At 68.8% G+C, this 12,775-nt stretch carries 12 protein-coding genes; 11 read left to right on the plus strand and 1 reads right to left on the minus strand.

Annotation, left to right across the window (positions count from 1 at the left end; genetic code table 11):
- The first annotated feature begins 7 nt into the window (after positions 1–7).
- From ispG to G6N23_RS07520, 4 genes are all read left to right on the plus strand, one after another.
- A complete protein-coding gene (gene ispG / locus G6N23_RS07505) occupies positions 8–1,159 on the plus strand; it encodes a flavodoxin-dependent (E)-4-hydroxy-3-methylbut-2-enyl-diphosphate synthase (RefSeq protein ID WP_085262231.1) in 1,152 nt (383 codons plus the stop codon).
- 55 nt (positions 1,160–1,214) lie between these two features.
- The gene (locus tag G6N23_RS07510; protein ID WP_085262232.1) at positions 1,215–2,066 is read left to right on the plus strand and encodes a GNAT family N-acetyltransferase; all 852 of its coding nucleotides are present in this window, start codon (positions 1,215–1,217) and stop codon (positions 2,064–2,066) included.
- Positions 2,067–2,189: 123 nt separating this feature from the next.
- Positions 2,190–3,992 carry a penicillin-binding transpeptidase domain-containing protein gene (locus tag G6N23_RS07515; protein WP_085262233.1) on the plus strand — a complete coding sequence of 601 codons (1,803 nt, stop codon included), beginning with the start codon at positions 2,190–2,192 and terminating at the stop codon, positions 3,990–3,992.
- 36 nt (positions 3,993–4,028) lie between these two features.
- Complete coding sequence (locus G6N23_RS07520) at positions 4,029–4,622, plus strand: DUF1707 SHOCT-like domain-containing protein (protein ID WP_085262234.1); 594 nt, start codon at positions 4,029–4,031, stop codon at positions 4,620–4,622.
- Here G6N23_RS07520 and G6N23_RS07525 read toward each other — a convergent pair.
- Entirely contained in the window at positions 4,619–5,065 is a 447-nt protein-coding gene (locus G6N23_RS07525; protein ID WP_085262235.1) for a nuclear transport factor 2 family protein, read from the minus strand. The genes G6N23_RS07520 and G6N23_RS07525 overlap by 4 nt on opposite strands.
- A gap of 54 nt (positions 5,066–5,119) precedes the next feature.
- Here G6N23_RS07525 and map point away from each other — a divergent pair, with 54 nt between their 5' ends.
- The 7 genes from map (at position 5,120) to G6N23_RS07560 (ending at position 12,757) form a co-directional block, all read left to right on the plus strand.
- Positions 5,120–5,977: a type I methionyl aminopeptidase gene (gene map / locus G6N23_RS07530; protein WP_085262236.1), complete on the plus strand. Its 858-nt coding sequence runs from the start codon at positions 5,120–5,122 to the stop codon at positions 5,975–5,977.
- 80 nt (positions 5,978–6,057) lie between these two features.
- Positions 6,058–6,621 (plus strand): alpha/beta fold hydrolase, encoded by a 564-nt coding sequence (locus tag G6N23_RS07535; RefSeq protein ID WP_165758723.1) that lies wholly within the window; start codon positions 6,058–6,060, stop codon positions 6,619–6,621.
- A gap of 90 nt (positions 6,622–6,711) precedes the next feature.
- Complete coding sequence (locus G6N23_RS07540) at positions 6,712–8,451, plus strand: AMP-binding protein (RefSeq protein ID WP_085262237.1); 1,740 nt, start codon at positions 6,712–6,714, stop codon at positions 8,449–8,451.
- A 62-nt stretch (positions 8,452–8,513) separates the two neighbouring features.
- On the plus strand, positions 8,514–9,878 hold the full coding sequence (locus G6N23_RS07545) for a glutamine synthetase family protein (RefSeq protein ID WP_085262238.1): 1,365 nt from the start codon (positions 8,514–8,516) through the stop codon (positions 9,876–9,878).
- Positions 9,865–10,623, plus strand: coding sequence for a gamma-glutamyl-gamma-aminobutyrate hydrolase family protein (locus G6N23_RS07550; protein ID WP_165758724.1), 759 nt, complete (start codon positions 9,865–9,867; stop codon positions 10,621–10,623). The genes G6N23_RS07545 and G6N23_RS07550 overlap by 14 nt, the downstream gene beginning before the upstream one ends.
- A complete protein-coding gene (locus G6N23_RS07555) occupies positions 10,620–11,984 on the plus strand; it encodes an aldehyde dehydrogenase family protein (RefSeq protein ID WP_085262240.1) in 1,365 nt (454 codons plus the stop codon). The genes G6N23_RS07550 and G6N23_RS07555 overlap by 4 nt, the downstream gene beginning before the upstream one ends.
- Positions 11,981–12,757: a 3-oxoacyl-ACP reductase gene (locus tag G6N23_RS07560; protein ID WP_085262241.1), complete on the plus strand. Its 777-nt coding sequence runs from the start codon at positions 11,981–11,983 to the stop codon at positions 12,755–12,757. Before G6N23_RS07555 ends, G6N23_RS07560 begins: the two co-directional genes overlap by 4 nt.
- Positions 12,758–12,775 lie beyond the last annotated feature (18 nt).

Consider the following 12,775-nt stretch of genomic DNA (forward strand, 5'->3'; position numbering starts at 1 on the left):
AGCCCTCATGAGCGTCGGCCTAGGTATGCCGGCGGTACCGGCGCCCACCTTGGCGCCGCGTCGCAAGACACGCCAGCTGATGGTCGGCGGTGTCGGGGTCGGCAGCGACCATCCGATATCGGTGCAGTCGATGTGCACCACCAAGACCCACGACATCGACGCGACGCTGCAACAGATCGCCGCGCTGACCACGGCGGGTTGCGACATCGTGCGGGTGGCCTGTCCACGCCAGGAAGACGCCGACGCGCTGTCGACCATCGCCAAGAAGAGCAAGCTGCCGGTGATCGCCGACATCCACTTCCAGCCGAAGTACATCTTCGCCGCGATCGATGCCGGATGTGCCGCGGTGCGGGTGAACCCGGGCAACATCAAAGAGTTCGACGGCCGGGTCGCCGACGTCGCCAAGGCGGCCGGCGCCGCCGGCGTGCCGATCCGGATCGGCGTCAACGCCGGCTCGCTGGACCGGCGTTTCCTGGCCAAGTACGGCAAAGCCACCCCGGAGGCCCTGGTGGAGTCGGCGCTGTGGGAGGCGTCGCTGTTCGAGGAACACGGCTTCGGCGACATCAAGATCAGCGTCAAGCACAACGACCCGGTCGTGATGGTGGCCGCCTACGAGCAACTGGCAGAGCGGTGTGATTACCCGCTGCACCTGGGCGTCACCGAGGCCGGCCCGGAGTTCCAGGGCACCATCAAGTCCGCCGTGGCGTTCGGTGCGTTGCTGTCGCGCGGCATCGGCGACACCATCCGGGTGTCACTGTCGGCGCCGCCGGTGGAAGAGGTCAAGGTCGGCAACCAGATCCTGGAGTCGCTCAACCTGCGGCCGCGGGGCCTGGAGATCGTCTCGTGTCCGTCGTGCGGGCGGGCGCAGGTCGACGTCTACAAGCTGGCCAACGAAGTCACCGCCGGGCTGGAGGGGCTCGACATCCCGCTGCGGGTCGCGGTGATGGGGTGCGTGGTCAACGGACCCGGTGAGGCCCGCGAGGCGGATCTGGGCGTGGCGTCCGGCAACGGCAAGGGCCAGATCTTCGTCAAGGGTCAGGTGATCAAGACCGTTCCCGAGGCGCAGATCGTCGAGACCCTGATCGAGGAGGCGCTGCGACTCGCGGCCGAGATGGGCGAGGCATCTCCCGGCGGTGCGCCCACCGTCGCCGTAAGCTGAACGCAGCCGATCCGCTGACCGCGCGGGGCGGTTGAGTTCGCAAGAAAGAGTCACCATGTCGGCTCCGCCGGATTTTCGTCTCGATCAGCGACGCGTGTCCGTCGTGCGCGATGCCGCTGCGGTCTGGCGAGTGCTCGACGCGGATCCGGTCGGCTCCTGCATGGTGGCCGCGCGGGTCGCCGAGCACGGTGTCGATCCCCGCTCGATCGGCGGTGAGCTGTGGACGCGCGGCGGTGTGGACGAATCTCTGTGCTACGCCGGGGCGAATGTGATCCCGCTGCGCGGGGCGCCTGCTGACCTGACCGCTTTCGCCGACAAGGCGGTGAGCGCGATCCGCCGCTGTTCGTCGCTGGTTGGCCGGGCCCAATACGTGCTGCCGATGTGGCAGCGCCTGGCCGATGTCTGGGGTCCCGCCCGCGACGTACGCGAGAGCCAGCCGTTGATGGCGCTGTACAACATGCCCGCTTGCCCGATCGATCCGGAGGTGCGTCAGGTGCGCCCGGACGAGCTCGATGCCTATCTGGTGGCGGCCGTCGATATGTTCATCGGCGAGGTCGGGGTGGATCCGCGGAACGGCGACGGTGGCCGTGCCTACCGCCGGCGGGTGGCCAACCTGATCGCGGCGGGCCGGGCCTGGGCGCGCTTCGAACGTGGCGAGGTGGTGTTCAAGGCGGAGGTGGGTTCGCAGTCGCCGACGGTGGGGCAGATCCAGGGCGTCTGGGTGCATCCGGAACGACGGGGTCACGGGCTGGGCTCCAGTGGCACCGCGATGCTGGCCGCGGTGATCGTCGGCACCGGGCGCATCGCGAGCCTTTACGTCAACGATTTCAATGCGGTGGCCCGGGCGGCCTACGAACGGGTGGGCTTCACCCAGGCCGGCACCTTCGCGACCGTGCTGCTGGACTGAGCTCTACTCGCGTTCGCGCCGAGACTGCTGTTGGCGCGGAAAAGTTCGAGTAGGGAGCACGGTAACTACAGTCTCGGTGCGCCTCCGCGCGTAGCCCGTGTCCATTTCGTAACATCAGCATCAATGGCAACAAAAACAACATCCGTATCAGCCGTGCTGTTGATCGTGTGCGCTTTGGCGGCCTGCACCCCCCGCCCCGACGGGCCGGCCCCCACCGCCGAACGCTTCTTCGCCGCACTGGCCACCGGCGACACCGCGACCGCCGCCGAACTCAGCGACGACCCGTCCACCGCGCGCAGCGCGCTCAACGCCGCCTGGGCCGGACTACAGGCCGAACACCTCGACGCGCAGGTGCTGGGCGCGCGCTATAACGACGACACCGGCAGCGTGTCTTACCGCTACACCTGGCAACTGCCGAAGAACCGGACCTGGTCCTACGACGGCCAGCTCAAGATGGTGCGCAACGAGGGCCACTGGGCGGTCCGCTGGACGGCCACCGGCCTGCACCCCCGGCTGGGGGAGCACCAGACCTTCGCGCTGCGGGCCGACCCGCCACGGCGTGCCTCGGTCAATGAGGCCGGCGGTACCGATGTGCTGGTCCCCGGCTACGTCTACCACTACGAACTGGACGCCGGCCGGGCCGGGCAGAACCTGATGCACACCGCGCGCGCGGTGGTCGAGGCGCTGCGACCGTTCGACGACACCCTGGGCGACCCGCAGTGGCTCGCCGAACGGGCCAGCTCCTCGGTCACGCCCCTGGATCTGATCACGCTTCGCAAGAGCGATCACGACCGCATCGGAGCCGCCATCGCCCACCTTCCAGGGGTGGTTGTCACCCCGCGAGCCGATCTGCTGCCCACCGACGACCGCTTCGCGCCGGTGCTCGTCGGCGAGGTCAAGAAAGCCGTCTTCGCTCAACTGGAGGGCGAGGCGGGCTGGCGCGTGGTCAGCGTCAACCAGAACGGTGTCGACGTCGCGGTGCTGCACGAGGTGGACCCGTCACCGGCGCCGTCGTTGACGATCAGCCTGGACCGGTCGGTGCAGCGCGCCGCCCAGAACGCGGTCAACACCCGCGGTGACAAGGCGATGATGGTGGTGATCAAGCCGTCGACCGGCGAGCTGCTCGCGGTCGCGCAGAACGCCGCCGCCGATGTCGACGGGCTGGTCGCGACCACCGGCCTGTATCCCCCCGGTTCGACGTTCAAGATGGTCACCGCCGGCGCGGCCATCGAACGGGACATGGCCTCACCGAATTCGGTGGTGGGCTGTCCCGGTGAACTCGACATCGGCCAGCGAACCATTCCCAACTACGGCGGGTTCGATCTCGGCCTGGTGTCGATGTCGCGCGCCTTCGCCAACTCGTGCAACACCACGTTCGCCGAGCTGGCCAGCCGGATGCCCCCGCGGGCGCTGTCGCAGGCGGCCAGCCGCTACGGGATCGGGGTGGACTACCTGGTGGACGGCATCACCACCGTGACCGGTTCGGTGCCGCCGACGGTGGATCTGGCCGAACGCACTGAGGACGGATTCGGCCAGGGCAAGGTGCTGGCCAGCCCGTTCGGCGTCGCCCTGGCTGCGGCGACGGTGGCCGCGGGCAAGACCCCGGTACCCCGCTTGATCGAAGGCCGGCCCACCGCGGTCAACGGACCGAAGGTCCCCCCGGTGAGCCAGGAGATGCTCGACGGTCTGCGCCAGATGATGCGCCTGGTGGTCACCGACGGCACGGCGCGCGACATCGCCGGCTGCGGGCCGGTGTTCGGCAAGACCGGTGAGGCCGAGTTCACCGGCGGATCGCATTCCTGGTTCGCCGGCTACCGGGGCGACATGGCGTTCGCCGCGCTCATCGTCGGCGGTGGCAGCTCGCAGTACGCGGTCCGGATGACCAAGGTGATGTTCGACTCGCTTCCGGACAACTTCCTGCTCTGACGCACGGGTTTGCCGGCAGCGGTAAGTTGAGATGCCATGACGGGCATTGATGACGACGTGGCCGCGGTGCTGCGCATCTCGGATGCGGACCGTAACGGGACGCTGCGCCGCCTGCACAATGCCGTCTCCCTCGGATTGATCGACATCGGCGAATTCGAGGAGCGGGCGGCGCAGGTCTCGCAGGCCCGGATGCGCTCGGAACTCGACACGCTGATCGGTGACCTGCCCGGCCCGCGTGCCATCGTCACCTCGGCGGCCGACCGGGTCGAACTGCGCGGCTGGGCCGGCTCGCTCAAGCGGCATGGCGAATGGATCGTGCCGACCCGGCTGGCGTTGGTGCGCCGCCTGGGGTCGGTCGACCTCGACCTCACCAAGGCTCGCTTCGCGGGGCCGGTGGTCGTCATCGAACTCGATATGCGATTCGGCTCCGTCGACATCAGGTTGCCCGACGGCGCGAGCGCCTCGATCGACGACGTCGAAGTCTATTGCGGCAGCGCCAAAGACCACCGCAGGGACGCTCCCGCCGAAGGCACACCGCATGTGGTGCTGGCCGGACGCGTGGTGTGCGGGTCGGTCGGCATCAGGGGCCCGCGGAGGACCTGGCTCAGCCGGCACCGGATGCGCCGCTAGCGCCCGAACAGCGCCGTCCCCGCCCGCAGCAGCCGGTCCCACCCGCGGGGGCGCCCGAGCAGCTTGAGGGCCAGCGGGGTGGCATCGAAATAGGAGACCCGCTGCGCGATCAGGCCATCGGCGAAGGTGAACCGGTCGACCGCGTCCCAGGCGATCGGTTTGCCGCCGTAGGTTCCACTCAAGGTGAATTCGATGAACACCCGGTCGGCGCCGTGCCCGACATGGTGAACGTCGGCGTGCAGGTCGGGGACCAGGGCGAATAGCCGCTGGAACGCCGACAGGCAGGCCTGCTTTCCGCGCAGGGTGCCCATCAGCGGCTGGACCAGCTCGATGTCCTCGCTCCACAGTGCTTCGTGTTTGGCCAGGTCCGGAGTGCGCCACGTATCGGCGAACCGTTCGGCGAACTCCGCGGCGAACTGCGCGTCGACGCTGTCGGGGGCCATGACGCGAATTTACTCCGAGCCCGTCCTTTTAGCGGGGGCCGTTAAGCTGGCGTGATGCCCGTTCGTGCCCCGCTTTCCCCCGGTGTGGTGTCCCCGACGCTGCCGGTGCCCCGCTCGATCCCGCGCCCGGAATACGTCGGCCGGTCCACCGCCGCCGAGGGCAGTGAGCCCTGGGTGCAGACCCCCGAGGTGATCGAGAAGATGCGGGTCGCGGGCCGGATCGCGGCGGGCGCCCTGGCCGAAGCGGGCAAGGCCGTGGCACCCGGGGTGACCACCGACGCCCTCGACCGCATCGCCCACGACTACATGGTCGACCACGGCGCCTATCCTTCGACGTTGGGCTACAAGGGCTTCCCCAAGTCGTGTTGCACGTCGCTCAACGAGGTCATCTGCCACGGTATCCCCGACTCGACCGTGATCGCCGACGGTGACATCGTCAACATCGATGTCACCGCCTACATCGACGGTGTCCACGGCGACACCAACGGCACGTTTCTGGCCGGAGACGTTTCCGAGGAGCACCGCCTGCTCGTCGAGCGCACCCGGGAGGCGACGATGCGTGCCATCAAGGCGGTCAAGCCGGGCCGTGCGCTCTCGGTGATCGGCCGGGTCATCGAGGCGTATGCGAACCGATTCGGCTACAACGTGGTCCGTGACTTCACCGGACACGGCATCGGCACGACGTTCCACAACGGGCTGGTGGTCCTGCACTACGACCAGCCCGAGGTCGACACCGTCATTGAGCCGGGGATGACGTTCACCATCGAGCCGATGATCAACCTCGGAGGCCTGGATTACGAGATCTGGGACGACGACTGGACGGTGGTCACCAGCGACGGGCAGTGGACCGCTCAGTTCGAGCACACCCTGGTGGTCACCGACGACGGCGCCGAGATCCTCACACTGGTGTGATTCAGCGCTGCTGGCTGTTGAGCTGCTGAGGGCCTGTGAAAACCGCCCCATGCGGCCCCGCTGGCTGTAGCGTGGCGGAGATGCCTGGCACGATGATGACCATCGACGGGTTCCCGATCCCGGTCGATATCGCCGGCCCGCATAACGGGCCCGTCGTCGTCGTGCTCGCAGCCGCGCAGCACCCGCTCACCGCCTATGACGCGGTCTGTCAGCGGCTGCACACCGCGTCGTTGCGCACCATCGTGATCGGCGCCGACGCGCGGCTGACACCCAAGTCCGTGGTCGGAATACTGGATTCGCTGGGAGTCCAGTGCGGCGTGCTGGTGGGAGATCGGACCGGCGGTGACAACGCCTGGGAGTTGGCGGCGACGCGCCCGGACCGGTTCACCGGCCTGGTGGTGCTCGATCGGGGACATCCGCGAGCCCCCGATCTGGGCGGGGCGATCCGCGACGAGCGCTGCCCACCGGTGGAGATCAACACGACCGTTCTGGTCAGCTCCCGAGCCTCGGCCTCAGTGGCCAACGCCAGCCAGCGGTTCGTCTACGGCGAACACCGTCTGGTGATGCTTCCGGGGCGCCGCAGCGCCCACGAGTTCACTGCGCAACTTGCGATGGAGATCGTATTGCGGGCCAGTACCTGGTAAGGGTCGGCCAAGAGAGTATTTTCGGCATAGCCGGGCATCATCGGGGGCTCGGGCTTCAAAAAAATCGAATAAGCATCTTTGGGGGTTCAAGTGAGGTCGTGGGGACAGTCGATACCGGCACTGCTGCGTGAACGCGCTGAGCAATGGCCGGACCGAACGGCGTTCACCTTTATCGATTACGAGGTCGACCAGGCCGGGTACTCCGAGACTCTGACCTGGTCGCAGCTGCTGCAGCGCACCGAGGCTATCGCCGTCGAGGTGGCCGCGGTCGCCTCGCCGGGCGACCGGGTCGCGCTGCTGGCGCCGCAGGGCCTGGAGTACGTCGTCGGGTTCTTCGGGGTGATGGAAGCCGGCTGCATCGCGGTGCCGTTGCCGGTGCCGGCGTTCGGCAGCCACGACGAGCGGGTCACCGGGGCGCTCAAGGATTGCGCACCGGCCGCGGTGCTCACCACGTCAGCGGTGGTCGGGGATATCCAGAACTGCGTCGGCGCGATCGGAGGCGGTTCGCCGGCGGTCATCGAGATGGACCTGCTCGACCTCGACTCGCCCACCGGATGGAGCGGCGCCGGGGCGCTCACCACCAAGACCGCGCTGCTGCAGTACACCTCCGGCTCCACCGGCTCGCCGCGGGGCGTCGTGGTCTCGCACCGGAACATCTTCGCCAACATCGAGCAGGTGATGGCGGACTATTTCATCGACGACGGGGGAGCACCCCCGCCCGACACCACGCTGGTGTCCTGGCTGCCGTTCTACCATGACATGGGCCTGCTGCTCGGCATCATGGGTGCGGTCTTGATGGGCTGCCGCACTGTGCTCATGAGCCCGATCGCCTTCCTGCAGAAGCCGGCGCGCTGGATTCAGCAGCTGGCCATCAACCCCTGCTCGTTCACCGCCGGGCCGAACTTCGCGTTCGAACTCGCCGCGCGCCGGACCACCGACGAGGACATGGCCGGGCTCGACCTGGGCGGCGTGCACACCATCCTCAGCGGCAGCGAACGCATCCATGCCGCGACGATCCGCCGCTTCAACGAGCGGTTCGCCCGCTCCAATCTGCCCCCCAACGCGCTCGCGCCGTCGTACGGGCTGGCCGAAGCGATGGTCTACGCCGGGTCGGCGCCTCGCGCCAAGCGCCCGGTGACCTTCCGGCTCGACTACGAGAAGCTGGTAGCCGGTGTCGCAGAGGCCGGCCCGGCCGGCGCCGAGCTGGTCAGCATCGGCCCACCGCGCGCCTGCACGATGCGCATCGTCGACCCCGAGACGCGCACCGAGAACCTGCCCGGCCAGGTCGGAGAGATCTGGCTGCACGGCGGAAATGTCTCCAGCGGCTACTGGCACAACCCGGAGGCGACCGAACGCACCTTCGGCGGGCGGATCGAAAATCCATCCCCGGGCACGCCGGCGCAGCCGTGGTTGCGCACCGGCGACCTGGGCGTCATTCACGAAGGCGAGCTGCTGGTCGTCGGCCGCATCAAGGACATGTTGATCGTCGACGGCCGAAACCACTACCCCGACGACATCGAGGCGACGGTGCAGGAGCTCACCGGGGGCCGCGTCGCTGCCATACCGGTCACCGGGGAGGGCCGCGAGCAGCTGGCCGTCATCGCCGAGCTCAAGAGCCGCGGCACTCCAGAGGAGGAAACGCAGCGCCTGGCGGATCTGAAACGCGATGTGGCAGCCGCGGTTTCGCGATCCCACGGGGTACGGGTGGCCGATCTGGTGTTTGTCGCCCCCGGCTCGCTTCCGATCACCACCAGCGGAAAGATCCGTCGATCGACGTGTGCCGACTGCTACCGGTCGCAGCAATTCAGTCGGCTGGAGCCGATCGGCTGACGGCGGGCGGGTAGCCTGACAGCACTCAATGTCGGGGGGACCGTCGTCGGTGAAGGAGCGCAATGACCCGGCCCGCGATGCTGTCCCAGGTCGAACTCCAACAACTGGTCGGGTGCGGCGAGATCGACACCGTGGTCGTGGCGCTCACCGACATGCAGGGCCGGCTGGTCGGTAAGCGGGTCGCGGCGCAGCATTTCCTCGACGAGGTCGCCGGCCACGGCGTGGAGTGCTGTAGCTACCTGCTGGCGGTCGACGTCGAGATGAATACCGTTCCGGGCTATCCCATCGCCGACTGGGGTACCGGCTATGGCGACCTGGTGCTCAAACCCGACTTCGCCACGCTGCGGCGCATCCCGTGGTTGCCCGGCACCGCCCACGTGCTGGCCGACGCCTACTGGCCGGGCGGTGACCCGGTGGTGGTGGCGCCTCGCCAGATCCTGGCCGCTCAGGTCGCGCGGCTGGCTGAGCGCGGGCTGGTCGCTTACGCCGCAACAGAACTGGAGTTCCTGGTCTTCGACGACAGCTATCGGCAGGCGTGGGCCGGCGGTTACCGCGGCCTGACGCCCGGCACGGACTACAACGCCGACTACGGGCTGGTCGCCGGTACCCGGCTGGAACCGCTGCTGCGCGACATTCGCTTGGGGATGGCCGGCGCGGGAATGCGCTGCGAGGGCGTCAAGGGGGAGTGCCACACCGGTCAACAGGAGATCACCTTCCGCTATGAGGAGGCGCTGGTCGCCTGTGACAACCACAGCGTCTACAAGAGCGGCGCCAAGGAGATCGCCGACCAACACGGCAAGAGCCTGACGTTCATGGCGAAGTTCGACGAACGCGAAGGCAACAGCTGCCATGTGCACCTGTCGCTGCGCAGCAGCGAAGGCGCCGCGGTGTTCGCCGATCCGGCCGCACCGCACGGCATGTCGGAGTTGTTCCGCAGTTTCCTGGCCGGCGTATTGGCCACCTTGTCAGAGCTGACGCTGTGCTACGCGCCGAACATCAACTCCTACAAGCGATTCGTCGGCGGCAGTTTCGCTCCCACGGTGATCGGCTGGGGCCTGGACAATCGCACCTGCGCTCTGCGGGTCCTCGGCCGCGGCGACTCGCTGCGGGTGGAGTGCCGGGTGCCCGGCGGCGACGTCAACCCCTACCTGGCGGTGGCGGCCCTGATCGCGGCCGGCCTGCACGGTATCGACAACGATCTCGAATTGCCTGACCCGGTCGACGGTGACGCCTACCGCACCGGGTTGCCGCACCTCCCGTCCACGCTTGCCGAGGCGGCCGAGGCTTTCGCCGAGTCTGCGGTGGCGCGCAAGGCTTTCGGCGACGATGTCGTCGCGCATTACCTGCACGGCGCGCGGGTGGAGTGCGACGCGTTCAACACCGCGGTGACCGACTGGGAAAGGGTTCGGGGCTTTGAACGGTTCTGAACCCGCCGGTTCAGCGAGCCGTCCGGTGGTCGGCCTGACCACCTACCTCGACCGGGCGCGGTTCGGGGTCTGGGATGTGCGCGCGGGGCTGCTGCCCGCCGACTACCTCGAGGGCGTCACCGCCGCCGGCGGGATCGCGGTGCTGCTGCCGCCGCAGCCGGTGACCGGCGAGATCGCCGCGCGCGTGCTCGACGGCGTTTCCGGTCTGGTGATCACCGGCGGCAGAGACCTCGACCCCTCCGGCTACGGCCAGGCCGCGCACACCGAGACCGATCGGCCGGACCCGACGCGGGACGCCTGGGAGTCCGCACTGCTGGCCGAGGCGCTGCGGCGCAAGTTGCCGGTGCTGGGCATCTGCCGCGGCGCCCAGGTGCTCAATGTCGCGCTCGGCGGGACGCTGCACCAGCACCTGCCCGACGTGCTCGGCAACGCCGGTCACCGGGCCGGCAACGGCGTATACACCCCGATGCCGGTGCGCACCATTGCCGGTACCCGGCTGGCCGAGCTGGTCGGCGAGACCTGCCAGGTGCAGTGCTACCACCACCAGGCGATCGCCGAGCTGGGTGACAAGCTGGTGGTCAGCGCCCTCGATGACGACGGTGTCATCGAGGCGATCGAGCTTCCCGGGGAGGATTTCGTGGTCGCGGTCCAGTGGCATCCGGAGGCCTCGTTGGACGACCTGCGCTTGTTCACCGCGATCGTGGACGCGGCGCAGAACTATGCGGCGGCGCGGGCGGGCCGATGACCCACGAGCTGGTCAACCCGGCCACCGGGGCGGTGTTCGCCGCCGTCGAACATGTCGATGCCGCCGCCGTCGACGACGCGGTAGGCCGGGCGCAGGCAGCGCAGAAGCGATGGGCGCGGTTGGCGCCGGCCGAGCGAGCGGCGGCGCTGCGGGCGTTCGCCGCGGTCGTCGACGCCCACGTCGACGAACTGGCCGCGCTGGAGGTGACCAACTCTGGACATCCGGTGTCGGCCGCCGAATGGGAGGCCGGGCATGTCCGCGACGTGCTGCAGTTCTACGCGGCCAGCCCGGAACGTCTGGCGGGTCAACAGATACCGGTGGCCGGCGGGCTGGATGTGACCTTCCACGAGCCGCTCGGCGTCGTCGGGATCATCACCCCGTGGAACTTCCCGATGCCGATCGCCGCGTGGGGCTTCGCGCCGGCGCTGGCCGCCGGGAACGCGGTGTTGATCAAGCCCGCCGAGTGGACGCCGCTGACCACCATCCGGCTGGGCGAGTTGGCCGTCGAATCAGGTTTGGAGCCAGGCCTTCTGCAGGTGCTGCCCGGCCCTGGTGCGGTGGTGGGGGAGCGGATGGTCACCCATCCGGAGGTGGCCAAGATTGTGTTCACCGGTTCCACCGTCACGGGCACCCGGGTGCTGACCGCCGCGGCGGCCGGCGTCAAGCGGGTCACGCTGGAGCTCGGGGGCAAGAGCGCCAACATCGTGTTTGACGACTGTGATCTGGAGCGTGCGGCGGCGACGGCGCCCTACGGCGTGTTCGACAATGCCGGGCAGGACTGCTGCGCCCGCAGCCGGATTCTGGTGCAGCGCAGCGTCTACGACCGGTTTATGGAGTTGCTCGAGCCCGCGGTGTCCGGTGTCGTGGTAGGTGACCCGGCCTCTCGCGACACCGAGATGGGCCCGCTGGTGTCGCAGCCACACTGGGACAAGGTGGCCTCGTACGTGCCCGATGACGCGCCGGTCGCCTTCCGCGGCCGGGCACCGGAGGGCCCCGGATTCTGGTTCCCGCCGACAGTGTTGACCCCGGCGGTCACCGACCGCTGCGTCACCGAGGAGATCTTCGGCCCGGTGGTGACGGTGTTGCCGTTCGAGGATGAAGCCGACGCCGTGGCGCTGGCCAATGACACGGTCTACGGGCTGTCGGGTTCGATCTGGACCGATGACCTGTCGAGGGCGCTTCGGGTGTCGCGGGCGGTGGAAGCCGGGAATCTGTCGGTGAATTCGCATTCCTCGGTGCGCTTCAACACCCCGTTCGGGGGCTTCAAACAATCCGGTCTGGGCCGCGAGTTGGGGCCGGATGCCCCGCTGGCCTTCACCGACACCAAGAACGTATTCATCGCAGTGAAGGAGATGGAGTGACCGATCTGACCCAGCGCCTGGCCGGGCGGGTTGCCGTGGTGACCGGAGCCGGCGGCGGCATCGGACTGGCGGCCGCCCGGCGGATGCGCTCCGAGGGCGCCCGCGTCGTGGTCGGAGACCTCGACCAGTCTGCCGGTGCCGCGGTGGCCGACGAGTTGGACGGTCTGTTCGTGCCGGTCGACGTCTCCGACCAGGAGCAGGTCGACGCGCTGTTCGACACCGCCGCAGCGACGTTCGGGGCGGTCGACATCGCCTTCAACAACGCCGGCATCTCACCTCCCGACGACGACCTGATCGAGAACACCGAGTTGCCGGCCTGGCAACGGGTTCAGGATGTCAACCTGAAATCGGTGTACCTGTGTTGCCGGGCGGCACTGCGGCACATGACGCCGGCCGGGCGCGGCTCGATCATCAACACCGCGTCGTTCGTGGCGGTGATGGGGTCGGCGACATCGCAGATCTCCTACACCGCCTCCAAGGGCGGCGTGCTGGCCATGTCGCGGGAGCTCGGGGTGCAGTACGCCCGGCAGGGGATCCGGGTCAACGCGCTGTGCCCCGGGCCGGTCAACACCCCACTGCTGCAAGAGCTGTTCGCCGCCGACCCGGAGCGCGCGGCGCGCCGGCTGGTGCACGTGCCGCTGGGCCGGTTCGCCGAACCGGAGGAGATCGCGGCCGCGGTCGCGTTCCTGGCCAGCGACGACGCCTCGTTCATCACCGGCTCGACGTTCCTGGTGGACGGCGGGATCAGCTCCGCGTACGTGACGCCGCTGTAGGTATTCGGTTAGGGCCGG

Source organism: Mycolicibacter terrae, from assembly GCF_010727125.1.
Lineage (GTDB): Bacteria > Actinomycetota > Actinomycetes > Mycobacteriales > Mycobacteriaceae > Mycobacterium > Mycobacterium terrae.

What these genes read in the sequence shown, in the direction of transcription:
- G6N23_RS07515 (WP_085262233.1), top strand. Translation starts at nt 2,190, where the DNA reads ATGGCAACAAAAACAACATCCGTATCAGCCGTGCTGTTGATCGTGTGC.
- G6N23_RS07510 (WP_085262232.1), top strand. Translation starts at nt 1,215, where the DNA reads ATGTCGGCTCCGCCGGATTTTCGTCTCGATCAGCGACGCGTGTCCGTC.
- G6N23_RS07535 (WP_165758723.1), top strand. Translation starts at nt 6,058, where the DNA reads ATGCCTGGCACGATGATGACCATCGACGGGTTCCCGATCCCGGTCGAT.
- G6N23_RS07545 (WP_085262238.1), top strand. Translation starts at nt 8,514, where the DNA reads ATGACCCGGCCCGCGATGCTGTCCCAGGTCGAACTCCAACAACTGGTC.
- G6N23_RS07525 (WP_085262235.1), bottom strand. Translation starts at nt 5,065, where the DNA reads ATGGCCCCCGACAGCGTCGACGCGCAGTTCGCCGCGGAGTTCGCCGAA.
- G6N23_RS07520 (WP_085262234.1), top strand. Translation starts at nt 4,029, where the DNA reads ATGACGGGCATTGATGACGACGTGGCCGCGGTGCTGCGCATCTCGGAT.
- G6N23_RS07555 (WP_085262240.1), top strand. Translation starts at nt 10,620, where the DNA reads ATGACCCACGAGCTGGTCAACCCGGCCACCGGGGCGGTGTTCGCCGCC.
- ispG (WP_085262231.1), top strand. Translation starts at nt 8, where the DNA reads ATGAGCGTCGGCCTAGGTATGCCGGCGGTACCGGCGCCCACCTTGGCG.
- map (WP_085262236.1), top strand. Translation starts at nt 5,120, where the DNA reads ATGCCCGTTCGTGCCCCGCTTTCCCCCGGTGTGGTGTCCCCGACGCTG.